Source organism: Sphingomonas sanguinis (assembly GCF_001476905.1).
In the GTDB taxonomy this organism is placed as follows: domain Bacteria; phylum Pseudomonadota; class Alphaproteobacteria; order Sphingomonadales; family Sphingomonadaceae; genus Sphingomonas; species Sphingomonas sanguinis_B.
Map to the genome: position 1 here is coordinate 1 of NZ_LDTE01000035.1, position 21,630 is coordinate 21,630.

At 66.7% G+C, this 21,630-nt stretch carries 22 protein-coding genes and 1 tRNA gene; 6 read left to right on the forward strand and 17 right to left on the reverse strand.

Annotated elements, in window-relative coordinates; translation table 11 throughout:
• Positions 1-251: 251 nt before the first annotated feature.
• A complete protein-coding gene (araD1, locus tag SB4_RS06765; protein ID WP_058751955.1) occupies positions 252-1,244 on the reverse strand; it encodes an AraD1 family protein in 993 nt (330 codons plus the stop codon).
• 72 nt (positions 1,245-1,316) lie between these two features.
• The gene (locus SB4_RS06770; protein ID WP_058751956.1) at positions 1,317-2,840 is read right to left on the reverse strand and encodes an aldehyde dehydrogenase (NADP(+)); all 1,524 of its coding nucleotides are present in this window, start codon (positions 2,838-2,840) and stop codon (positions 1,317-1,319) included.
• 110 nt (positions 2,841-2,950) lie between these two features.
• On the opposite strand from SB4_RS06770, the gene SB4_RS06775 reads away from it, so the two are divergent.
• Positions 2,951-3,721, forward strand: coding sequence for a FadR/GntR family transcriptional regulator (locus tag SB4_RS06775; RefSeq protein WP_058751970.1), 771 nt, complete (start codon positions 2,951-2,953; stop codon positions 3,719-3,721).
• Between the two features lie 246 nt (positions 3,722-3,967).
• On the opposite strand, the gene SB4_RS06780 is transcribed toward SB4_RS06775, so the two are convergent.
• From SB4_RS06780 to SB4_RS06790, 3 genes are read right to left on the reverse strand one after another with little or no spacing between them, the layout of a single operon-like run.
• Positions 3,968-4,831: an SMP-30/gluconolactonase/LRE family protein gene (locus SB4_RS06780; RefSeq protein ID WP_058751957.1), complete on the reverse strand. Its 864-nt coding sequence runs from the start codon at positions 4,829-4,831 to the stop codon at positions 3,968-3,970.
• Positions 4,832-4,860: 29 nt separating this feature from the next.
• A complete protein-coding gene (gene xylB / locus SB4_RS06785; RefSeq protein ID WP_241488516.1) occupies positions 4,861-5,649 on the reverse strand; it encodes a D-xylose 1-dehydrogenase in 789 nt (262 codons plus the stop codon).
• 11 nt (positions 5,650-5,660) lie between these two features.
• Positions 5,661-6,806 carry a fumarylacetoacetate hydrolase family protein gene (locus SB4_RS06790; RefSeq protein WP_058751959.1) on the reverse strand — a complete coding sequence of 382 codons (1,146 nt, stop codon included), beginning with the start codon at positions 6,804-6,806 and terminating at the stop codon, positions 5,661-5,663.
• Positions 6,807-6,997: 191 nt separating this feature from the next.
• On the opposite strand from SB4_RS06790, the gene SB4_RS06795 reads away from it, so the two are divergent.
• Positions 6,998-7,372 (forward strand): type 2 periplasmic-binding domain-containing protein, encoded by a 375-nt coding sequence (locus tag SB4_RS06795; RefSeq protein ID WP_058716248.1) that lies wholly within the window; start codon positions 6,998-7,000, stop codon positions 7,370-7,372.
• A 52-nt stretch (positions 7,373-7,424) separates the two neighbouring features.
• On the opposite strand, the gene SB4_RS06800 is transcribed toward SB4_RS06795, so the two are convergent.
• Positions 7,425-9,233, reverse strand: coding sequence for an IlvD/Edd family dehydratase (locus tag SB4_RS06800; RefSeq protein ID WP_058751960.1), 1,809 nt, complete (start codon positions 9,231-9,233; stop codon positions 7,425-7,427).
• Positions 9,234-9,246: 13 nt separating this feature from the next.
• Positions 9,247-10,341 carry an aldose epimerase family protein gene (locus SB4_RS06805; RefSeq protein ID WP_193753751.1) on the reverse strand — a complete coding sequence of 365 codons (1,095 nt, stop codon included), beginning with the start codon at positions 10,339-10,341 and terminating at the stop codon, positions 9,247-9,249.
• Positions 10,342-10,525: 184 nt separating this feature from the next.
• On the opposite strand from SB4_RS06805, the gene SB4_RS06810 reads away from it, so the two are divergent.
• A complete protein-coding gene (locus SB4_RS06810; protein ID WP_058716255.1) occupies positions 10,526-11,836 on the forward strand; it encodes a sugar MFS transporter in 1,311 nt (436 codons plus the stop codon).
• A 138-nt stretch (positions 11,837-11,974) separates the two neighbouring features.
• Positions 11,975-12,589: a DUF1826 domain-containing protein gene (locus tag SB4_RS06815; protein WP_058751962.1), complete on the forward strand. Its 615-nt coding sequence runs from the start codon at positions 11,975-11,977 to the stop codon at positions 12,587-12,589.
• A 1-nt stretch (position 12,590) separates the two neighbouring features.
• Here SB4_RS06815 and SB4_RS06820 read toward each other — a convergent pair whose 3' ends face one another.
• Genes SB4_RS06820 through SB4_RS06840 form a run of 5 tightly spaced genes read right to left on the reverse strand, consistent with a single transcriptional unit; the run spans position 12,591 to position 16,834 of the window.
• A complete protein-coding gene (locus SB4_RS06820; protein ID WP_058751963.1) occupies positions 12,591-13,709 on the reverse strand; it encodes a copper resistance protein B in 1,119 nt (372 codons plus the stop codon).
• Positions 13,706-15,493 carry a copper resistance system multicopper oxidase gene (locus tag SB4_RS06825; protein ID WP_206597989.1) on the reverse strand — a complete coding sequence of 596 codons (1,788 nt, stop codon included), beginning with the start codon at positions 15,491-15,493 and terminating at the stop codon, positions 13,706-13,708. The genes SB4_RS06820 and SB4_RS06825 overlap by 4 nt, the downstream gene beginning before the upstream one ends.
• A gap of 32 nt (positions 15,494-15,525) precedes the next feature.
• Positions 15,526-16,089 (reverse strand): RNA polymerase sigma factor, encoded by a 564-nt coding sequence (locus SB4_RS06830; protein ID WP_058751964.1) that lies wholly within the window; start codon positions 16,087-16,089, stop codon positions 15,526-15,528.
• A gap of 8 nt (positions 16,090-16,097) precedes the next feature.
• Positions 16,098-16,529 carry a periplasmic heavy metal sensor gene (locus tag SB4_RS06835; protein ID WP_058751965.1) on the reverse strand — a complete coding sequence of 144 codons (432 nt, stop codon included), beginning with the start codon at positions 16,527-16,529 and terminating at the stop codon, positions 16,098-16,100.
• Between the two features lie 20 nt (positions 16,530-16,549).
• Positions 16,550-16,834, reverse strand: a complete 285-nt coding sequence (locus tag SB4_RS06840; RefSeq protein ID WP_058751966.1) for a hypothetical protein — start codon at positions 16,832-16,834, stop codon at positions 16,550-16,552.
• 58 nt (positions 16,835-16,892) lie between these two features.
• Between SB4_RS06840 and SB4_RS06845 the strand changes: the two genes are divergently transcribed.
• Positions 16,893-17,321, forward strand: coding sequence for a DUF6508 domain-containing protein (locus tag SB4_RS06845; protein WP_058751967.1), 429 nt, complete (start codon positions 16,893-16,895; stop codon positions 17,319-17,321).
• Positions 17,322-17,346: 25 nt separating this feature from the next.
• On the opposite strand, the gene SB4_RS06850 is transcribed toward SB4_RS06845, so the two are convergent.
• Both SB4_RS06850 and cpdR read right to left on the reverse strand, forming a co-directional pair.
• Positions 17,347-17,421 (reverse strand) — tRNA-Val (locus SB4_RS06850).
• A gap of 44 nt (positions 17,422-17,465) precedes the next feature.
• Positions 17,466-17,843 (reverse strand): cell cycle two-component system response regulator CpdR, encoded by a 378-nt coding sequence (gene cpdR / locus SB4_RS06855; RefSeq protein ID WP_058718290.1) that lies wholly within the window; start codon positions 17,841-17,843, stop codon positions 17,466-17,468.
• Between the two features lie 110 nt (positions 17,844-17,953).
• Here cpdR and SB4_RS06860 point away from each other — a divergent pair, with 110 nt between their 5' ends.
• The gene (locus SB4_RS06860) at positions 17,954-18,802 is read left to right on the forward strand and encodes an N-formylglutamate amidohydrolase (protein ID WP_058751968.1); all 849 of its coding nucleotides are present in this window, start codon (positions 17,954-17,956) and stop codon (positions 18,800-18,802) included.
• 734 nt (positions 18,803-19,536) lie between these two features.
• Here SB4_RS06860 and SB4_RS06870 read toward each other — a convergent pair.
• The 3 genes from SB4_RS06870 to SB4_RS06880 all read right to left on the reverse strand — a co-directional run.
• Positions 19,537-20,076 (reverse strand): cytochrome b, encoded by a 540-nt coding sequence (locus SB4_RS06870; RefSeq protein ID WP_058751973.1) that lies wholly within the window; start codon positions 20,074-20,076, stop codon positions 19,537-19,539.
• A gap of 4 nt (positions 20,077-20,080) precedes the next feature.
• Positions 20,081-20,854, reverse strand: coding sequence for a SapC family protein (locus SB4_RS06875; RefSeq protein ID WP_058751969.1), 774 nt, complete (start codon positions 20,852-20,854; stop codon positions 20,081-20,083).
• A gap of 75 nt (positions 20,855-20,929) precedes the next feature.
• The coding region (locus SB4_RS06880; protein ID WP_275044524.1) for an FAD-binding oxidoreductase at positions 20,930-21,630 on the reverse strand (701 nt) is incomplete at its 5' end.

Consider the following 21,630-nt stretch of genomic DNA (forward strand, 5'->3'; position numbering starts at 1 on the left):
GGCCAACCAGGCGGTCAACAACGGATTTTCATTTTTTCGTAAAAAATCAGAAACCGGCGCAAATAGAGTGACTTAGCTGTATCGCTGAGCGGCACTCCGATCGGAACCTTCCGCCCGAATGCGCGTATCGCCCCGAATCACACGGCCCTAACATCCCGAATCAACGGGAGAATCGCCCGTCAGACGCAAACGGGGCGCCCTTTCCATCGGAAAGAGCGCCCCAGCTTATCTATTCGACCTGAACCGGCGCCTTACAGATGACCGACCGTGACCGGCTTATCCTCGGTCCGCTTCAACGGATTGGCGAGCGGCAGGGTGAAGGGGGCTGCCGCGATCTCGAACACATCGCCTTCCCGCGTACGGATGCCATCCGAGAAGGAGAGCGTCGCGGTGCCGAAAAAGTGGACGTGCACGTCCCCCGGACGACGGAACAGCGCATATTTGAAATGGTGATGCTCGAGATTCGCCAGGCTGTGCGACATGTTCGCCTCGCCCGACAGGAACGGCTTCTCCCAGATGGTCTGGCCGTCACGTGCGATCTTACTTGTGCCCTCGATATGGTCGGGGACCTCGCCTAGCAGCAGTTCGGCGCCCAGTGCGGCGGGGCGCAGCTTGCTGTGCGCGAGCCACAGATAGTTGTGACGCTCGGTCACATGGTCCGAAAACTCGTTGGCGAGGCACAGGCCCAAGCGATGCGGCGTGCCGTCGGGACCGATCAGATAGATGCCCGCCAGTTCGGGCTCCTCGCCGCCATCCTGTGCGAAGGCTGGCATTTCCAGCGCGTCGCCGGGGCCGACCAACTGCGAACCGTCACCCTTATAGAACCACTCCGGCTGCTGGCCGACCTGGCCTTCGCCGGGCTTGCCGCCCTCGACGCCTTCCAGGAACATGCGCATCGAGTCGGTCTGGTGTGCGGCGGCCGCGGCATCGCGGTGCATCTTGTCGCGGCCTTCCGCCGAGCCGAGATGGGTCAGGCCGGTGCCGGTCATCACGCAATGTGCGGGGTCGGCATGGTCGATCGGCGCGATCAAATGCCCCGCCGCCAGTTCGGCTGCGAGATCGACGCTCTCACCCTGCCCACACGCCAGCGCGGTATCGAGCAGCGACCGGCCCTCCTCTATCGCGCGCTGGGCGAGCGCAATGACGCTCTCGACGCCCGGCACGAAAGCGGCCTGGTCGCCGCGCGCCAGAATGACCGAGCGCTCACCCGAGGGCGCGCGGTGCTGCAACAGACGATCAGCCATCAAATCCTCCCCTAATCTCTTATCGACAAAAAAAGGGGCGCGGGCCGTGTTCGACCCGCGCCCCGTCATTCCTTAACCCGGCTGGCCATCGACCAGGCGGGGCAGCGTGCCCGCAGCTTCATCCTTCAGATCCTGCGGCAGCAGTGCGGCCGACAGGTTCTGGTACGACACCGGCCGCAGATAGCGGTCGATCGCGAGGCTGCCGACCGAGGTCGTGCGCGCGTCCGAGGTCGACGGGAACGGCCCGCCATGAACCATCGCATGGGCGACTTCCACGCCGGTCGGCCAGCCATTGGCGAGGATACGGCCCGCCTTGCGCTCGAGCACCGGCACCAGCCGCGCGGCCATGTCGGTATCGCCCTCGTCCATCTGGATCGTCGCGGTCAGCTGCCCCTCGGCGGCCTTGAGCACGGTGGTCAGCTCCGCCTCGTCGCGGCAGCGGACCAGGATCGACGATGCGCCGAACACTTCATGGCCCAGTGCCTCGTCGGCGAGGAACGCCTCGGCCGTGGTCTGGAAGAAGGCGGCGCGACCGGCGGTGATGCCCTCGCCCACCTTACCCTGCGCAATCGTCTCGACCTTGTCATGGCTCGCGAGCGACTCGGTGCCCTTGGTATAGGCGGCGTGGATGCCCGGCGTCAGCATGGTCTGCGCCGCCGCCTCGGGCAGCGCGGTGCGCGCCGCTTCGACGAACGCGTCCAGCCCCTCGCCTTCGATGGCGAGCAGCAGGCCCGGATTGGTGCAGAACTGCCCAGCGCCCATGGTCAGCGAGCCGACAAAGGCGGTGCCGAGCGCCGCCCCACGCGCCTTCAACGCCTCGGGCATCAGCACGACCGGGTTGATGCTCGACATTTCGGCGTAGACGGGGATCGGAACGGCGCGTTCCTGCGCGATCTTGACCAGCGCCAGGCCACCGGCGCGCGAGCCCGTGAAGCCGACCGCCGCGATGCGCGGATCGCGAACCAGCGCGGCGCCCAATTCGTTGCTCGGGCCGGTCAGGTGGCTGAACACGCCCTTGGGCAGGCCGCAGGCTTCGACCGCGCGTTCGATCGCTGCGGCGACCAGTGCACCGGTCTGCGGATGGGCGGGATGGCCCTTGACGACAACCGGGCAACCGGCGGCCAGCGCCGAGGCAGTGTCGCCACCAGCGGTCGAGAAGGCGAGCGGGAAGTTCGACGCGCCGAACACCGCGACGGGACCCAGCGGCACCATGCGCAGGCGCAGGTCGGGGCGCGGCAGCGGCTGGCGGTCGGGCATGGCGGGGTCGATACGAACCTGCAGATAGGCCCCGGCGCGCAGCACCTTGGCGAACAGGCCCAACTGGCCAACCGTGCGACCACGCTCGCCCTCCAGACGCGCGCGTGGCAAACCGCTCTCACGCATCGCCGCCTGGATCAGGTCGTCGCCGATGGCCATGATCTCGGCACCGATCTTGTCGAGGAAGGCGGCGCGATCTTCGCGGCTGGTGGCGCGATAGACGTCGAACGCCTCCTCTGCCGCGGCGCACGCCGCCTCGACATCGGCGGGGCCATGGACCGCGAAAGCGTCGCCCACCGGCTGGCCGGTGGCGGCGTCGATCGAACGGAAATCGGTCATAGGGGAAGCTCCTTTATATTACTCCGACATATTAGTTTGACGGAGCGATGGCAATGTTAAAGGTTGTGGGTAAGGATGGGGGTGGAGAGGTAAGATCGATGAATGACATCATGACGAAGGGCGATGGACCGCCCGCAATCGAGGCGGAAGTCGCCCCCGAACAGTCGAGCCCGAAGACGCGGCGCGGCACCGGTCGCCGCCTGCACGGCGCGATCGCGCACAAGCTGGGCGCGGCGATCGTATCGGGCGAGTACCGCCCCGGCGATACGCTGTCGGGCGAGGTCGCTTTTTCGGAAGCCCTCGACGTATCGCGCAGCGCGTATCGGGAAGCGGTGCAGGTGCTGAGCGCCAAGGGGCTGGTCGAAAGCCGACCCAAGACCGGCACCCGCGTGTTGCCGCGCAACCGCTGGAACTTGCTCGACCCCGATGTGCTGGCCTGGGCCTTTTCGGGCGAGCCGGATATTCATTTCGTGCGCAGCCTGTTCGAGCTGCGGTCGATCGTCGAGCCCGCCGCCGCGCGCCTGGCGGCGGAACGGCGCGACAAGGCCGATCTGAAGGAGATGCGCGACGCGCTGGCCGCGATGCGCCGCCACACGCTGGCGACCGAAGCGGGGCGTACCGCCGACCGCGATTTCCACAATGCGGTGCTGGCCGCGACTCGCAACGATGCGCTGGTCGTGCTGACCGCCAGTATCGGCGCGGCGGTCGCCTGGACCACCCAGTTCAAGCAACGCTCGCGCGCGCTGCCCCGCAATCCGGTGCCCGACCATGTGAAGGTCTATGACGCGATCGCGGCGGGCGATGTCGAAGGGGCGGGAGAGGCGATGCGGCTGCTCGTCGATCTGGCGCTGGAAGACACGCGCAGCGCCATGGAGGAATAAGAAGGCCCGCTCCGCACACGGAGCGGGCCACCCGAGACGCCGGGTTCGGGAAAGGGTTTTCCTAGAGCAGACCGACATTCTTCTCATTCCTCCCCTGCAAGGGGAGGGGGACCGTGCGAAGCATGGTGGAAGGGTGTCCCCGGTTGTTGTTGCAGTCCAACCTCTCAGGCCGGGATACCCCTCCGTCAGGCCTGCGGCCTGACACCTCCCCTGCAAGGGGAGGAATAAGGGAATGTCGACGAAACCTCAGATCGCCGCGCGGTGCAGCGGCTTGGCGGGGACCGTCACGCGGAAGGTGAAGATGTCGCCTGCCTGGCCCTGCTCCTCCAACTGTTCTGCCGACAGTCCCTGCCGCGCGGTGGTGGCATAGGCGGTGCGGCCATCGGGACCGCCCAGCGCGATCTTGGTGATGTTGGACACCGGAAAACGCACCTCGTCGGTCATCACCCCGTCCGGGCCGTAGCGCCGCGCCGCCCAGCCGCCGAAGAAGCCGACCCACACGCCGCCCTCGGCATCGCAGATCGCGCCGTCGGGATGCCCGTCCGCATCGCCGAAGCGCGCGAACTCGGTTGCCGGGCCGAGCGTACCGTCGCCCAGAATCGGATGCGCCAGGATCACCTTGCCCAGCGTATCGACATGATAGAGCGTCAAGTCGTCAGGCGAGATCGCCGGGCCGTTGGTGATGCACACCGCATCCGCACTGGTCGGCGTGACCAGTCCTGCGGCCCATTGGAACAGGCGGCCCGACAGCGAGGTCTCATCATTGTCCATCGTGCCGAACCAGATACGCCCCTGCCCGTCGACCGCCGCGTCGTTCAGGCGATTAGCGGGCAAATGGGTATCGACCTCGGCCAGCCGCTCGAACGCGCCGGTTGCCGGATCGAAATGATGCGGGCCCGACTTGAGTCCTGCGACGAAACCGCCGCGCTGCGCCGGCACGACCCAGCCGACCATTTCGGGCGAGGCCCAGTGATCGAGCGTACCAGCGGCCGGGTCATGCCGGTAAATGCGCTGCTGCTTGATATCGACGAACCACAGCGCGTCATCGACCCAGATCGGGCCTTCACCCAGCGTCGCACCCACGGTCAGGCAATGTTCGGCCTGCTGCATCACTCTCTCCTTGTCCTCGCCCGGTCGTTTTATCGCCAACCGGCGTCGATGAAATAGTCGTGGCCGGTGCACATCTTCGCATCGTCCGACGCGAGGAACAGCACCAAAGCCGCGACGTCCGAGGGCTGAATGCGTCCGTCGAGACACTGGGCCGCGACGATCTCCGCCTCGCCTTCGGGGGTATACCATTTTTCCTGGCGCGGCGTCTGGACGTTGCCCGGCACGATGGTATTCACGCGGATATTCTCGCGCCCCAGATCGCGCGCGAGGCTACGGGTCAGCCCCTCGATCGCGGCCTTGCAGGTCTGATAGAGGACCAGGTCGTTGAGACCCAGATGCCAGCTGATCGATCCGAAGTTCAGGATCGCGCCGCCCCCTGCCCGCTTCATCGCGGGTATCACCGCTTGCGCGGCGAAGAACTGGTGGCGCAGATTGACGTTCAGCCGCTCGTCCCAATAGGCCGGGGTGACGTCCTCGATGCTGTGGCGATCGTCATTGCCCGCATTGTTGACCAGGATATCGACCCCGCCCAACGCCGCTTCCAGATCGGCGAAGATCGTCTTCAGGCTATCGAGGTTGGTCAGGTCGCAGCGGCGATGGATCGGCGCATGGCGCGCATCCGGGCTCAGCCGATCGACCAGTGCCTGGCTCGCGTCTTCCGCAATGTCGACGAACGCGACGCGCGCGCCCTGCGCCACGAACGCCTCGACCACCCCCTCGCCGATCCCCGAACCGCCGCCCGTCACGATGACGCGCTTGTCGATCAGGCTGGGATAGCGCGCGACCATGTCGGTCGCGGCACTGGTCTTCTGCAACATGGAAGTCTCCGTCACAACAGGCCGCGCTTGGCCAGGTTGCGCATCAGGTCGCCCAGACCGAAGGTCCAGGCTGGGGCATCGGCCGAGGTCATCACCGGATTGACCAGCGTGCCCAAACGCGGGTTGGAGATGACGACCGTGTCGCCGACCTTGTGGGTGAAACCACGGCCCGGCTCGTCACGGTCCTGGGTCGGCGCGAACAGCGTGCCGAGGAACAGGACGAGGCCGTCCGGGTAATGATGCTCGCTCAGGGCCTGGCCGAGCAGATCCTCGGGATCGCGGCTGATCTGGTCCATCGAGCTGGCGCCTTCCAGCACATAGCCGTCGGTGCCGGTGATGGTCAGCTTGACCTCGCTCGACCGGACATCGTCCATGGTGAAGCCGTCGTCGAACAGGCGGACGAGCGGGCCGAGCGAGCAGGAGGCGTTATTGTCCTTGGCCTTGCCGAGCAGCAGCGCCGAGCGCCCCTCGAAATCGCGCAGATTGACGTCGTTGCCCAGCGTCGCGCCGACCGCCTTGCCATGCGCATCGGCGACCAGCACCACTTCCGGCTCCGGGTTGTTCCAGGTCGAGTCGGAACGGACGCCGACCGGCATTCCCCAACCGACCGTCGACAGGACCGGCGACTTGGTGAAGATTTCCGCATCGGGGCCGATCGCGACCTCCAGATATTGCGACCACAAGCCTTCGGCGATCAGCGCATCCTTCAGCTGCGCCGCTTCCGGAGAGCCAGGCACGACCGAACGGATATTGCCGCCCAGCGCCGCTTCCAGCGTGCCGCGAAGCCCCGCCGCCTTGGCATGGTCGCCGCGCGCGCGCTCCTCGATCACGCGTTCCAGCGCGGACACGGCAAAGGTCACCCCCGCCGCCTTCACGCATTGCAGGTCGATTGGCGACAGCAGGCGGTTGGCCGCGCCTTCCTCCGGCGAGAGACCCAGTTCCGCCAGGTCACCCAGCGGCTCGCCCTGGGTCGAGTCGATCCGGTCGCCCGCGAGCAGCGCCGAGACCGTGGGCGCCACACGGCTCATATCGAATACCCGGCCGCCCTCGACCAAAATGGGACATGGCCCCTGCCCCCGGTCGATCCGACCGACGAAACGCCCGTTACGCCAATCATCCGGCAAAGCGTTCATCAGGTCGGTGTGATTGCTGGCCATATGTCCTCTCCGCAGATTTGTTAGCGGTATCGATTGCCGCCCGGTTCAGGTCAAGAGGCGGTTTTCGTGGGCGCGAACGGGCACGCCATTTGCCGGAAAGATGAAAATACGTCATCCTCGGCCCACCGCAGGCCTTTCGGGGCGCGATCGACCGAATCGCGCCACCGACTGCCCCAGTGGAGAGGAAGCCCATGCGTATCGAAGATCCGTCCTTCACCGTCTGGATCGACGACCGGCATATCATCCATATCCACGCCCAGGGCACCTGGAGCGCCGAGATCGCCGATCGCTATTGGCGCGCGTTCGGACCGTTCCTCGAGGAATCGCGCCGTCATTTCGGCTTTGCCAAGGTGCTGGTCGACCGGCGCGGCGCCCCGGTCATGCCCCCCGCCCTGATCCAGGCGATGCGCGAAGGAATCCTGACCCATTATCGACAAAATGACTGGCTGGCACTGGTCGTCGATTCCAGTCCGCTGAAATCCCAGGCCCGGCAAAACTACCCGCTCGAGCATCTCGAGGCCTTTCTGTCGTATGATGCCGCCCTGGCCTGGCTGACGAACGCCTGACCCGTTCGGCCGACCGGCCGGGCGGGATGAACCGCCCGGCCGGTCGCGACGATCAGTGATTGTCGCGCGGCAGGCCCTGGGTCTGGGCGATACGCTGATACTTCTCCGCGCCCTCCAGGATTGCGCCGGTCGACATCTGGCCGACCACCGAACGCTGGATTTCCTGCCACGGGGTCTGCGACGCGGGATATTTATAGCCGCCCGCCGCCGCCAGCGTCTTGCGACGCTCGGCCAGTTCCTCGTCGGAGATCAGGATGTTGGCGGTGCCCTTGTTCAGGTCGATGCGCACCCGGTCGCCGGTCTGGATCAGCGCCAAGCCACCCATCGCCGCCGCTTCCGGGCTGGCGTTCAGGATCGAGGGCGATCCCGACGTACCCGACTGACGCCCGTCACCGATACAGGGCAGCGCATGAACGCCCTCGGTGATCAGATAGGCGGGCGGGCGCATGTTGACGACTTCCGCCGCACCCGGATAGCCGATCGGGCCTGCGCCGCGCATGAACAGCAGCGTCTCGGGCGTGATGCCGGTCGTGGGATCGTCGATCCGGTGGTGATAATCCTCCGGCCCGTCGAACACGACCGCCGGTCCCTCGAACGCGTCGGGATCGTCCGGTTTGGACAGATAGCGGGTGCGGAACTCCTCGGAGATCACGCTGGTCTTCATGATCGCGGCGTCGAACAGATTGCCCGACAGGACGATGAAGCCAGCCTCTTCCACCAGCGGCTGCGCGAAGGGTCGGATGACCTTTTCGTCCTCGATGGCGACACCACGGCAATTCTCGCCCATCGTCTTGCCGTTGACGGTCATCGCGCCTTCGTGGATCAGCCCCTGCTCGATCAGCTGGTTGACCACGGCGGGCACGCCGCCCGCGCGGTAATAATCCTCGCCCAGATACTCGCCCGCCGGCTGCAGGTTCACGAGCAGCGGCACCTTGTGCCCCTCGCTCTCCCAGTCCTGCACGGGCAGATCGACGCCGATGTGGCGCGCGATGGCGGCCAGGTGGATCGGCGCGTTGGTCGAGCCGCCGATCGCCGAGTTGACCTTGATCGCGTTGTGGAACGCGTCCTTGGTCAGGATGTCGGAGGGCTTCAGATCCTCATGCACCATCTCGACGACGCGCTTGCCGGTCAGATAGGCGACTTCCTGGCGGTCGCGATACGGCGCCGGGATCGCGGCCGAACCGGGCAGCGACATGCCGAGCGCCTCGGCCAGCGAGTTCATCGTGGTCGCCGTGCCCATGGTGTTGCAATAGCCGGTCGATGGGGCCGACGATGCGACCAGGCGGATGAACTCCGCATCGTCGATTTCGCCCGCCGCGAGCATCTGGCGCGCCTTCCACACGATGGTGCCCGAGCCGGTGCGCTCGCCCTTGTGCCAGCCGTTGAGCATCGGCCCGACCGACAGCGCGATCGCCGGGATATTGACCGTCGCGGCCGCCATCAGCATCGCCGGGGTCGTCTTGTCACAGCCGATCGTCAGCACCACGCCATCGAGCGGATAACCGTACAGCACCTCGACCAGCCCCAGATAGGACAGGTTGCGGTCGAGACCGGCGGTTGGACGCTTGCCGGTCTCCTGGATCGGGTGGACCGGGAATTCCAGGACGATGCCGCCCATTTCGCGCACGCCCTCGCGCACCCGCTCGGCCAGCACCAGGTGGTGGCGGTTGCAGGGCGACAGGTCGGAGCCGCTCTGCGCGATGCCGATGATCGGCTTGCCCGACTGCAACTCCTCCAAGCTCAGACCGAAGTTCAGATAACGCTCCAGATAGAGCGCCGTCATGTCGATATTCTCGGGATTGTCGAACCAGGCGCGGCTGCGCAGGCGCGGCGCCGAGGAGGGGTTGGGCGTGTCGGTCATGTCAGGCTTTCGGTCAGCGAGCGGTGGAAAAACGATAGATCATCGTATGGCGGTACGGCTTGCCCGGATCGACGCGGGGCGAGACGAAATCGGGCTTGTTGGGCGAATCGGGGAATTTCTGCGGCTCCAGCGCGATGCCGTCGCCCATGCGGTACAGATGCCCCTTCTTGCCGACATAGGTGCCGTCGAGGAAGTTGCCGGTATAGAATTGCACGCCCGGCTCGGTCGACAGCACCTCGAGCACGCGGCCCGACGCCGGGTCCTCGAGTCGCGCGGCCAGCTGCGGCGTCGCGGTCAGCCCCTTGTCGAGCGCGAAATTGTGGTCATAGCCCTGGCCATAGCGGATCTGCTGGTCGTTGCCGTCCCGAATGCCCTCGGCCACCAGGCGCGGCTGGCGGAAATCGAATACCGTGCCCTGCACCGGGCGACGCTCGCCGGTCGGGATCAGCTTGGCATCGACCGGGGTATAGGCCGCCGCCGGGATGGTCAGCTTGTGGAAGGTCGCGCCCAGCGGCGAACCCTCGCCGTTCAGGTTGAAGATCGCGTGGTTGGTCATGTTGACGATGGTCGGCTTATCGGTCTTCGCCTCGAACGCGATGGTCAGCGCGCCCGCCTCGTCCAGCGAATAGGTGACGGTGGCATCGACCTTGCCGGGATAGCCCTGGTCGCCATCGGGGCTGGTCAGCGCCATCACCACGCTGGCGGTCGGACCGTCCTTCATCGACACGATCTTCCACAGATGCTTGTCGAAGCCTTTGGTGCCGCCGTGCAGCGAATTGGTCTTGTCGTTCAGCGTCAGCTGATAGCTCTGCCCATCCAGCGAGAAGCGCCCGCCGCCGATGCGGTTGGCGAAGCGGCCCACCGTCACGCCGAAGAAGTTCGGGTGGTTCACATAGTCTTCGGACTTGTCATAGCCGAGCAGCACGTCGGCGAACTTGCCGTTGCGGTCGGGCGCCATCACCGACTGGAGCGTCGCACCATAGGTCAGGACGCGCGCCGACAGCCCGGCCTTGTTGGTCAGGGTCACCGCCTCGATCGCTGCACCGTCCGAAGACTGGCCCGCGGGCGCACGCTTTGCCTCGCTCGCCAGAGCGGTCGTAGAAGTCATTGCGGAGGTTACCGCTACCAAAGTAAGAAAGCTCTTGATTGACGCCCTCGACATGCCTCATCCCTCCGTCACCAGACGCCATTGACGCGCCTTTTGTGTCACTATAGTCAGACAAAATATCAGGAGCAAGCCGGTCAACGAACATCTTTTGACGATGTTCACCGGCGCGAAGGAGAGGAATGCCATGGCCGCACCGCCCGTCACGTCCCGCGCCAACGGCGCAACGCCTGTCGGGGGAAAGGCCGCCAATTATGGATCGGCGCTGACCCTGCTGGCCAGCCTGTTCTTCATGTGGGGCTTCATCACCGTCATCAACAACGTGTTGCTGCCGCATCTGCGCTCGGTGTTCGAGCTTGATTATGCGCAGACGACGCTGATCGAGTCGGTCTGGTTCATCGCCTATTTCTTCGCCTCCATCCCCTCGGCCAAGCTGATCGAGCGGGTCGGCTATCAACGCTCGATCGTGATCGGCCTGCTGATCATGGCGGCGGGCGCACTGGGCATGACGCTGGCTGCCAGCCTGCCATCCTATGGCGTGACACTGGTCATGCTGTTCGTCATCGCCAGCGGCATCACGCTGCTGCAGGTGGCGGCCAACCCGTACGTCACCGTCATCGGCCCGCCCGAGACCGGATCGTCGCGCCTGAACCTGGTGCAGGCGTTCAACTCGCTGGGCACCACGCTGGCCCCGCTGTTCGCCGGATATCTGATCCTCGGCCGCAGCCGGAGCGGCACCGCCGAGGCGGGTGTCGCGCTGACCCAGGCCCAGCGTTATGCCGATGCCCAGTCGGTGATCCTGCCCTATGTGCTGGTCGCGATCGTGCTCGTCGTGCTCGCCATCGTCATCGCCCGCTTCCCCCTGCCCGCGCTGGGTTCCTCGACGCAGCGCGCCGCCAAGGCCGAGCGCAAGCAGCATTCGCTGTGGAAGCATCGCAACCTGACGCTCGGCATCCCGACGATGATCGCCTATCTGCTGGCGGAAATCGGCGTCGCCAACCTGTTCGTGAACTTCGTGTCGCAGCCCAACATCGCCGCCGTCACGCATGAACAGGCGTCGCGCTACCTCTCCCTGCTGTGGGGCGGCATGATGGTCGGCCGCTTCGTCGGCAGCTTCGTGATGCAGAAGATCGCGCCCGAGCGCGTGCTGACCGTCTTCGCCTTCGGCGCGCTGGTCGTCGTTGCGATCGCGACCTTCACCACCGGCCCGATGGCCATGTGGGCGCTGATCGCGGTGGGCCTGTTCCACTCGATCATGTTCCCGACCATCTTCACCCTCGCCATTCGCGGCCTCGGCCCGCTGACCGAGGAAGGGTCGGGCCTGATGATCATGGCGATCGCCGGTGGTGCGCTGGTCGTCGTGCAGGGCTGGCTGGCCGACCATTACGGTCTGCAGAATTCGTTCTTCCTGACCATGGCCTGCGAAGTCGTCGTGCTCGCTTATGCCCTGTGGGGATCGAAGCCCGCCAACATCTTCCCGGACGACAAGGCCGCGTAAGCGACCCGTCCGCAACAACACGAAAAGGGGGCGGTGCCGCAAGGTGCCGCCCCCTTTTGCATGGAGAGAAACACAGGCCTTGCCGCCAGAAAAGAATGTTGTAACATTACATACTGATTGATGTGGAGCCCAGAGCCCGTGCCCTCCGACCTCGCCCTGTTGCCCGAGCAGACCGCCGCCGCCCTGCCCGATCATGTCGCGTTCGCCACCCAGCCGACCGTACTGGCGGCGATCGACGATCCGGCGGTGACGCTGGCGGTGTGGCAACGCCCCTCGCCGCTCGACCGGTCCGAGATCGGTGACCTCTCACCAGTTCGATTCGCGGCGCCCGCGCCGGCGGTCGAGCGGATATTAGCCGACCTGCTTGCCACCGATGGTCCGGCGCGCGCCTGGCATCCGATCGTCGCGCAGGACGCCGGGCGGCTGGCGACCTTGTTCGCGTCGCTGTCGGGTGAAGAGCGGGTCGAGGTGCGGCTGGAGCGCGTGACAGGCAATGGCTGCTGGAAATTCCACGCCGATTATGTCGCGCTGCGGATGATCTCCACCTATTGCGGACAGGCGACGCAGTGGCTGCCGCTGGGGGCGGATGCCGACACGCCGCCGCGCGCACTGGCGGCGGGCGATGTCGGCCTGTTCAAGGGCCGCGCGCTGGCCGGAGACCGGGCGATCATCCACCGCTCGCCGCCGATCGCGGGCAGTGGCGAGGAGCGGCTGCTGCTGGTCATCGACGCCGAATGGCCCGAGCGCGACTGAGTCAGAACCAGGTGCGGATGCCGAGCGCCAGCGCTGCGCCACCACCCCCTGCCGGGCCATAGCGCCGTTCCCAATTCACCCCGACATAGGGCGCGAACTCGCGCGCGATCTCGTAGCGTAGGCGCAGGCCCAACTCGATGCTCGACACGCCCGCAGCAATACGCTGCTCGGGCACGTCCTGCGCGGCGAGATTGACCTCGACACGCGGTTGCAGCACGGCGCGCTGGGTCAGGCGCTGGTCGACCCAGGCTTCGGCGCGAGCGTGGAGTTCGCCCTTGTCGGACAGGAACAGCGCGCCCTCGACATCGAACCAATAGGGGGCGAGCCCCTCGACCCCGACCACCGCATAGGTCCGACGCGCGCCCGCGCCGACATCCTGGCGCAGACCGGCCTGCAGGTTCCAATAGGGATCGATCGCCCGCGCATAGAGCGCCTGCACCTCCGCCGCGCCGATCCGGTCGCGGAACGCCCCCTCGCCCTCGCTCTTGACGACCAGCCGGTGGATATCGCCGCCGAACCAGCCCTCCCCGTCCCAGCGATAGCCGTCGCGGCCGTCGCGGACCTGCACCTCGGCCAAATTGAACAGGACCTGCGCAAAGCGCATGCCGCCATGCTCCATCCGCATCTGCGCACTGGCGGCGGCCATGGCGGCGGGGTCGTAGAAGCGGTCTGCGGCACGGTCGGTCGGCGGCGCGGGCGGCGGTTCGTGACCGACCGCCTCCGCCATGACCATGCCCGGCATCGCCATGGGAGCCATGGCCTGATCGCCGGTCGGGGAGGCGGCTGGTTTGCAATGCCCCATCGCCGCGTGTTCGGGTGGGCAAGCCTCCGTACCGGCGGCTGGCATCGACGCCATGCCCGGCATCGCGCCATGATCCATGGCCGCTGGCATCTGGGCGGGCGTGCAATGGCCCATGGCCCCGTGTTCCGACGAGCAGGCCATCGGTTTCGGCTTGGTTACGGTCTTGGCGGCCGGTGCTTTCCGCCGAGCGGGCGTCCGCTGGACGGATTTCGCCTTGGGCTTTTTTGGGGCGGCCATGGTCATGCCGGGCATCGCCATCCCCGGCATCATGTCATGATGGTGCTGCGGCTCGGCGAGCAGGAGCGTGAACGGGATCATGCCGCCGCTCGCTTCGCCGCATCGGGCCGGACGGTGACGACCTGCATCATGCCTGCATGCATGTGATAGAGCAGGTGGCAGTGAAAAGCCCAGTCGCCCTGCGCATCGGCGGTCAGGTCGAAGGTCACGGTGCCGCCGGGCGCGACATTGACCGTGTGCTTGCGCGGGGCATGGTCGCCCTGCCCGGTCACCAGCTCGAAGAAATGGCCGTGCAGATGGATCGGGTGCGCCATCATCGTGTCGTTGACCAGGGTCACCCGCACCCGCTCGCCCAGCCGAAAGGGAATCGGCGCGGTCACGGCGTTCAGCTTCACCCCGTCGAACGCCCACATATAGCGCTCCATATTGCCGGTCAGGTGGATGGTCAGCGCGCGCGACGGCACGCGGGTATCGGGATTGACCGCCACGCTCTTCAGATCGCGATAGGTCAGCACCCGGTGCCCGACATCGGCCAGCCCCTGCGGCGGCTCGCCGGTCCGATCCATCGGCATGGGTGAGACCGTCTGCACGACGGGCGTACGTGGCAGGCCGGGCGCGTTGGCGAAGTCGCGCATGTCGTGCTTCATCGCACCATGGTCCATGGCCGCGCCGGATGGGCCCCGCTGGCAATGGCCCATCGCGGCATGTTCGGGCGGGCAGGCGGCGGCGGGCGCACCATGGCTCATGCCCGCCATATCGCCCATCCCCATATCCTTCATGGTCGCCAGCGGCCGGGTGCGCAACGCAGGCACCGCCGCCGCCATGCCCGCCCTCGGCGCCAGCGTGCCCCGCGCCATGCCCGACCGGTCCCAGGCCTCCGCCACCAGCGTATAGGCGCGGTCCTCGATCGGGGTGACGATCATGTCATAGGTCTCGGCCACCGCGATCTGAAGCTCGTCGACGCTGACCGGCTGCACGTCCTGGCCATCGGCCTGCACGACGCGGAGCGACAGGCCGGGGATGCGGATAGCGAAATTGGTCATGGACGACGCGTTGATCACGCGCAGCCGCACCCGCTCGCCGGGGGTGAACAGCCCGGTCCAATTGTCCGCCGGACCATGGCCGTTGACCAGATAGCGATAGGTCGATCCCGTCACATCGGACACGTCGGTCGGGTCCATCCGCATCCGGCCCCAGTCCAGCCGCTCCGCCAGCGGCTGGTCCCTGCCCGCCAGCAGCCCCGAGAGCGTCTGCTTCTGATAGTTGAAATAGCCGCCCTGCAGCTTCAGCTTGCGAAAGATCGCATGGGGGTGAAGCGCGCTGTGATCGGACAGCACCACCACATGCTCGCGGTCAAACGCGATCGGATCGGGGCCCGCCGGGTCAATCACGATCGGGCCGTAATGCCCCTCCTGCTCCTGCAAGCCCGAATGGCTGTGATACCAATAGGTCCCCGCCTGCACGACCGGAAACTCATAGGTGAAGCGGCCCCCCGCCGGGATGCCCGGAAAGCTGATCCCCGGCACGCCGTCCATCTGGAAGGGCAGCAACAGGCCATGCCAGTGGATCGAGGTTTCCGCGTCCATCGCATTGATGACGGTGATCCGCGCCGTCTGCCCCTCGCGCAGGCGGATCAGCGGGGCGGGCACCCCGCCATTGATGCCGATCGCATGATAGGGTTTGCCGTCGATCATCATATGCTGGCGCGCGACGGTCAGGGTGATGTCGGGCCCGCTCAGCACGGCGCGAGGCGCCTGGCCGGCGCCGTGGCTCTGCGCCCAAGCGGGCATGGCGGCCAGGGCACTCAGCCCGACGCTCCCGGCCAGCAGGTCGCGGCGGCGCATCACGGTCATGGTATCGATCATGCCCTGCTATACGCATGCCGGGCGCGCACCCCTCACTCGGTCGTTTCACGCAAGGCGGCGCGGGCGCGGCGGATGCGCAATTCGATCGCCTTGACGCTCAGCCCCAGCGCCTCGGCCGCCTCCGCTTGGCTCAGCCCCTCGATCGCGCACAGGATCAGCGGGCTCCGCAGCCCCTCGGGCAGCGAATCGAGCGCGGCCAGCGTGTGCGCCAGCGAATCGCGCTCGATTGCCGCCGCCTCGGTGCCGATCCGGTCGTCGGCCACCGCCTCCGCCGCTTCGACCGGCAGCACGCGCGACAGCATCGCCCGCACCCGCCGCCGCCGCGCCCAGTCCCGGCACTTGTTGAGCGCGATGCCGCTGAGCCAGGCGCGCAGCGAGCGCGCCGGGTCGAACCGGGCCAGCGCGCCATGCGCCGCAACGAAGCTTTCCTGCACCAGGTCCAGCGCCTCGTCGGCATCGCGGACATGCGCCAGGATCAGGCGATACAGCGCTGCCTTGTGCCGGGTGACGATCGCCGCATAGGCCCCCGGCCGCCCGGCCCGCGCCAGCGCGACCAGATCGCCATCCGCCAGCCCGGCCCAGTCACGCTCGCCCACGCGCCCGCTTACCGTGCGGTGTCGGTCAGCTTGGCCACCACCAGCCGGTCGAAGGTTGCCGCCTGATCGGGGCGAAGCTGGGCTCGCATCGCGAACACATGCGCCAACGTCGCCTTTTGCAGATCGCCCATGGAATGATGGACCGCATCGATCGCGGCGGCGACGCGCGGGCCGTCGCGATGCTCCGCCTCGATCGCCGCGGCCAGCCGCGCATTGTCGGCGCGCAACCTCGCCTCCAGACCGGCACGCGTGACCGCGAACCGCGACTCCAGCCGGTCGAGCGCCGCGCTCTGCCGCGCATCGAGCGCGATCTCGCGGTGGACCAACATGTGGATATCGCTTTGCGGCGCAGGGACGGGCATCAGCAACCGACACCCGATCGCCACCCCCGCCAGCGCCGCGACAAAGGCGATCGCCATGGTCAGGAGATGGCGGCGCATCGCCCCGCTCCCCACCCCGCTCATCGACCGAGCAACAAGGTGGAGGGGGCCAGACCGGTATCGAGCGCGGCCACCACGACCGGCGGCCGATCGCGCACCTCGCTCCGCCCCGCCATGATTCCGCCCCCGGCCACGCCCAGCATCAACGCCGCCGCCCCGGCCAGCGCCATGCCCCGCGCGAAACCGGGCTCCGCCGAGGGCGCAGCGGCGATCGCGGCGGTGATCCGCTGCTCCAGGTCATCCAGGGCGGCGGGCGGCGCGCTCTGGGCCAGCCGGGCAAGATCGCGGTCGAAAAGATCGGTCATGATACAGGCCTTACGCGCAAAAGGTGCCGAACCCTCATAGGTCGGATAGAAACAGCATATGGATCAGAGCACGCTCCGCAACATCGCCGCCTTCGCCCCTCTGTTGGCGGCGCCCGACTTCGTCGCGGGCGAATGGGCCGAGGTCACGCGCTCTCCCGAGGGTGTACTTTCCCTGCCCTGGTTCCGCCTGTCGGAAACGGCCTCTGCTTTCGTCGCGGCGATCTCCACCCAGGATGTCGCAAGCCATTACTTGGCCGTGAAGGATGCCGAAGCGCGTGCCAGCCTTATGCGCCTCGCCCAGGATTCGGCCGCCATGGCCGATGCAAGTGTCGAACAACTGGGCTGGGTCCTGACGTACCAGATGCGATCCGAACGCTTTGTGGAGGGATCGCTGGCCCAGGCCTTCGACACCGGCCTGATGCACGCCATCGCCACACGCGCGGCCGTTCTGGCGGCGTTAGACCCAGCACAACAAAAACCCCGCTAAGCCGTTGGCCTAGCGGGGTTTTCGATGGTGGGCGTGGCAAGGATTGAACTTGCGACCCCTGCGATGTCAACACAGTGCTCTACCACTGAGCTACACGCCCGCCGGAGGTCGGGCAATTAGCAGGTTCGGCCGGGCTGGCAACCCCTAAATCGCACCATCGGCCGATTCCGGCTGAAAAAGTCTGTCCACCTCCATCACCAGGTCGCGCAGGTGGAAGGGTTTGGACAGGACGCGGGCGTTGGGCACGGCCTGTCCGGCCTTCAGCGTGACCGCCGCAAAGCCGGTGATGAACATCACGCGCAGGTCGGGCACCATCGCGGCGGCGCGCTGGGCCAATTCGATGCCGTCCATCTCGGGCATGACGATATCGGTCAGCAGCAGGTCGAATCGCTCGCTTTCGAGCAGCGGGATCGCCGCCGTGCCCCGGTCCACCGCCGTCACCCGGTATCCCGACCGGGTCAGCGCCCGCGACAGATATTCGCGCATGACCTCGTCATCTTCGGCCAGCAGGATATGAAACATTGTGTGATCCCGATTCATCATACGCCGCCAGCTTAACGGAGCGCCCGTTAAGATTTCCAGACCAGACGCACGACTTCCCTCACCCCCGGACTCGCCCTAGGATCGGGGGCATGGCCCTAGCGATCCCCGGCACGTCTTTTCAAAGCCTTGATGGCGAGGGGCCGGTCGTGATCTCGGTCCCGCATGGCGGCCGCGCCTATCCGCCGGGCATGGCGGATGACCTGCGGGTGCCGCTGTCGGCTGTCATGGCGCTGGAGGACCGGCTGGTCGATCTGGTGGGAGAGGCCGCGCGCAGCGTCGAGCCGATGCTGGTCCAGACCACGCCGCGCGCCTGGATCGACCTGAACCGCGACGAGCGGGAGCGCGATCCGCTGATCGACGAAGGTGCGCGGGTGGGGGCTCGTGCCTCGGCCAAGCTGCGCAGCGGGCTGGGGCTGGTCCCGCGCCGGGTGGCGGGCCATGGCGATATCTGGACGCGGCGGTTCGGCGATGCCGAGATGGTCACCCGGATCGAGGCCGACCACCGACCCTATCACCAGGCGCTGGCCGAGCGGCTGGCGGCCACGCGGGCGCGCTATGGGGTAGCGGTGCTGCTCGACCTGCATTCGATGCCGCCGCTCGGAGCCCCGGGGCTCGTCCCGCGCGTGGTCATCGGCGACCGGCATGGGACGACCGCCGCGCCCCGCTTCGTCCGCCGGATCGAGATGGAGGCGCGCGCCGCAGGGATCGCGGTCACCCGCAATGCGCCTTATGCTGGCGGTCATATCGTCGAGCGGCATGGCGATCCCCGGCGCGGCATCCATACCGTGCAGTTGGAGCTTGACCGCTCGCTCTATCTGGATGCGGCGCTGGAGGCGCTGGGGCCGGGCTTCGACGCGACCGTGCTGCTGGTACGCCGCATCCTCGCCGCGCTCGCCACCGAGGCGCTGGGCCAGCCCGCGACGCTCGCCGCCGAATAAAAAACCACCTCGCGCAAGGGGGAGAGCGCGAGGTGGCCAAGGTTCAGGGAGGAGACACGCTGAAAGCGTGTCGCACGACACCGCGAAAGGGGGGACACGATGTCGTACTGCTATAAATAAGAAGGGGCCTATTTGGTTCAACCCCCGCCCCCGCAATTCGTCATTTTTTCGTAACGGGTGGTGGAAAGGCGAGCTGGTGGAACTCCCGCAGGGCGCGTTACGGCAGTGGCATTCGTCCGACGGGTTGCCCACAATCACTCACTTGCAGACGTTCGTGCTGACGGCCATGACTTTCCAATGAACCGCACCGAGTTCGTTAAGACCGCCATACCGCAACTTACCGCCATGGTACGCATGTATGAGACGGCGGCTGGCGGTAGAACAGGCCCCGCCTACACCGGGTGGGGATGCCCTTGCACGGTCTCCGAAAAGGAACCGCTCATCGGTTACGACGCCCTTCCCCTGATCGGTGAAGAGCCTTTGCTACCGGGCGAAACTCGGCAGCTCGGTTTCGTCTTCCTTTCGCACGACGAAGCAGTCCCAATTATACGGGCGGCGGGTCGGTTCTTCCTTTGGGAGGGCCGCTTCGTGGGCGAAGCCATTATCCTAAGCTAAAGCCGCGCTCGACCAGTTCCAGCCATCGGCAGCAGTTTCCATGTACCGGTTAGGAAGCGATAGTCGGTTATCGCAACGAGCCGTCAGGGACATTCCATCTGGCAATCCTGCGAACGCGGTCAGCCCCGCCGAAAACTCATCCGGGCGATCAGGCCATCGCGCAGCAGATAGTGGTGGCGCAGTGCCGCCGCGACATGGATTGCGACCAGCACCAGCATCGCCCAGCCGAGAATTTCGTGCGCTTCGTGCCCGAAATGCCCTGCGGCCTTGCCGATCGGCAGGGGCGGCACGTCGAACAGGCCGAACCAGCTGACGGGGCGCGGCACGTCGCGGCCCGATCCCATCGCCCAGCCGGTCAGCGGCATGACGATCATCAGGACATAGAGCAGGCTGTGCAGCGCGTGGGCGCTTCCCCGGGCCCAGCTCGGGATTTCGGCCGGCAGGGGCGGCGGGCGATGGCCTAGGCGCCAGACGATGCGACCAGCAGTCAGCGCCAGCACGGTCAGGCCGATGGCCATGTGCAGCGGAATGGTGCCGGGCAACAGGCTCTCATGGAGCAGCCCGATGGCCAGATTGGCGACGACCAAGGCCGCGATCGTCCAGTGAAAGACGATCGCGACCCGGCTGTAGCGCGGACTGGAGAAGGCCTGCCCGCGCATCACATCAACCCAGCGGCTGGAGCTGGGGCTGCGGCATCTTGCCCTGCTGTGCCTGGCGCGCGAAGATGTCGCGCATCAGCGAGAGCGAGAAGAGATGCGCATAGAGCAGCGGCAACATGCCCGACTGGCTCATCTTGCGCAGCTGGTCGCCGCGCAGGTCGACCAGCTTTTCCTCGTTGATCATCTGGAAACCGCGATAGACGAAGGGCTGATCGGCGCCTTCCGGCTGGATCGAGACTTCACCATCCATCAGCAGGCCCATCTCGGCCAGCTCGGTCATGAAGTTCTGGGTGCGGGCCCCGGCCTGCTCGAACGATTCGTTGAACGACAGGATGTTCTTGGTCAGCTCGCTGGGCTGGTTGCCGTCGAACAGCGCCTCGCCTTCGTCGAACGCGCCGATGGTCGGCGAGGTCGGGTCGAAGCACAGCGACAGCTCTTCCGACTCAGACCGCAGGCGCGCCAGCATGTACGGATAGCGGCGGATATAGGCCGGAACGTAGAAGTTCGCCTCGCTCAGGCGGCCCTCGTCGTCGACGAAGACGTTCACGCCCTCGTTCAGGCCCATCAGCGCCAGCGGGATCGGCTGGTCGCCGACCGAGAAGACGATCGGCATGAAACGCTGCACCAGCGGGAATTCATCGACGGTCACGGGGATCGCGTGCTGCCCGACCAGGAAGGGCGCGGTCTCCTGCGGGCGAACCTTGTAGTTCGCATGAGCCTCGCTCGAAAGCGGCTCCAGGCCGTTATAGAAAAGGGGAAGGGACGGCGCGCTGGCCATGATGATCTCCAAAAAACTCGTCCACGCGAGCCCCCCGGCCGCGCGTCGTGGCCCCGTGTCTATGGGCCTAGCGCCTCATGCGCAAGCGACGAGCTTGCCGGGATTGAACAGACCGTGCGGATCGAGCGCCGTCTTGATGGCGCGGATCGCCGCGACCCGTTCCGGCGACAGGCGGGCGAGTTCGTCACGCTTCATCTGGCCAATGCCGTGCTCGGCCGAGATGGTGCCCCCCGCCGCCGTCACCAGATCATGGACGAAACGGGTGATGGTCGCGGCCTCCTCGGCATAGAAACGGTCGCGATCGGTGCCGGGGGCGGCGCGGACATGAAAATGGATGTTGCCGTCACCCAGATGCCCGAAGCCCGAAGCATGGGTGCCGGGGAAGCGCGCGTCGCAGGTTGCCGCTGCCTCGACCATGAAGCGCGGCATGGCATCGACCGGCACGGCGATGTCATGCTGCACCGCCGGGCCGAGCGCGCGCTCGGCGTCGGACAGCGAGTGGCGGAGCAGCCAGAACGCCTCGGATTGCGAATCCGAGGCGGCGATCACCGCGTCGGCGACGACTCCATCCTCCAGCGCTCGGGCCAGTTGCGTCTCCAGCATCGCGGCGGGATTGGCCTGGGCATCGCCGGTCACCGCCTCGATCAGGACATGCCAGGGATGCGCGCCCTCCAGCGGGCTCCGCGCGCCGGGCAGATGCGCGATGGCGGCGGCCAGGCTTTCGGCGGGCAAGATCTCGAAACTCTCGATCATGTCGCTCGCCGCCTGCAACCGGC

What these genes read in the sequence shown, in the direction of transcription:
- SB4_RS06770 (WP_058751956.1), bottom strand. Translation starts at nt 2,840, where the DNA reads ATGACCGATTTCCGTTCGATCGACGCCGCCACCGGCCAGCCGGTGGGC.
- SB4_RS06800 (WP_058751960.1), bottom strand. Translation starts at nt 9,233, where the DNA reads ATGACCGACACGCCCAACCCCTCCTCGGCGCCGCGCCTGCGCAGCCGC.
- SB4_RS06795 (WP_058716248.1), top strand. Translation starts at nt 6,998, where the DNA reads ATGCGTATCGAAGATCCGTCCTTCACCGTCTGGATCGACGACCGGCAT.
- SB4_RS06835 (WP_058751965.1), bottom strand. Translation starts at nt 16,529, where the DNA reads ATGCGCCGCCATCTCCTGACCATGGCGATCGCCTTTGTCGCGGCGCTG.
- SB4_RS06810 (WP_058716255.1), top strand. Translation starts at nt 10,526, where the DNA reads ATGGCCGCACCGCCCGTCACGTCCCGCGCCAACGGCGCAACGCCTGTC.
- SB4_RS06845 (WP_058751967.1), top strand. Translation starts at nt 16,893, where the DNA reads ATGGATCAGAGCACGCTCCGCAACATCGCCGCCTTCGCCCCTCTGTTG.
- SB4_RS06780 (WP_058751957.1), bottom strand. Translation starts at nt 4,831, where the DNA reads ATGCAGCAGGCCGAACATTGCCTGACCGTGGGTGCGACGCTGGGTGAA.
- SB4_RS06820 (WP_058751963.1), bottom strand. Translation starts at nt 13,709, where the DNA reads ATGATCCCGTTCACGCTCCTGCTCGCCGAGCCGCAGCACCATCATGAC.
- SB4_RS06790 (WP_058751959.1), bottom strand. Translation starts at nt 6,806, where the DNA reads ATGGCCAGCAATCACACCGACCTGATGAACGCTTTGCCGGATGATTGG.
- araD1 (WP_058751955.1), bottom strand. Translation starts at nt 1,244, where the DNA reads ATGGCTGATCGTCTGTTGCAGCACCGCGCGCCCTCGGGTGAGCGCTCG.
- SB4_RS06860 (WP_058751968.1), top strand. Translation starts at nt 17,954, where the DNA reads ATGGCCCTAGCGATCCCCGGCACGTCTTTTCAAAGCCTTGATGGCGAG.
- SB4_RS06825 (WP_206597989.1), bottom strand. Translation starts at nt 15,493, where the DNA reads ATGATCGATACCATGACCGTGATGCGCCGCCGCGACCTGCTGGCCGGG.
- SB4_RS06805 (WP_193753751.1), bottom strand. Translation starts at nt 10,341, where the DNA reads ATGACTTCTACGACCGCTCTGGCGAGCGAGGCAAAGCGTGCGCCCGCG.
- SB4_RS06870 (WP_058751973.1), bottom strand. Translation starts at nt 20,076, where the DNA reads ATGCGCGGGCAGGCCTTCTCCAGTCCGCGCTACAGCCGGGTCGCGATC.
- SB4_RS06775 (WP_058751970.1), top strand. Translation starts at nt 2,951, where the DNA reads ATGACGAAGGGCGATGGACCGCCCGCAATCGAGGCGGAAGTCGCCCCC.
- cpdR (WP_058718290.1), bottom strand. Translation starts at nt 17,843, where the DNA reads ATGTTTCATATCCTGCTGGCCGAAGATGACGAGGTCATGCGCGAATAT.
- SB4_RS06875 (WP_058751969.1), bottom strand. Translation starts at nt 20,854, where the DNA reads ATGGCCAGCGCGCCGTCCCTTCCCCTTTTCTATAACGGCCTGGAGCCG.
- SB4_RS06840 (WP_058751966.1), bottom strand. Translation starts at nt 16,834, where the DNA reads ATGACCGATCTTTTCGACCGCGATCTTGCCCGGCTGGCCCAGAGCGCG.
- xylB (WP_241488516.1), bottom strand. Translation starts at nt 5,649, where the DNA reads ATGTTGCAGAAGACCAGTGCCGCGACCGACATGGTCGCGCGCTATCCC.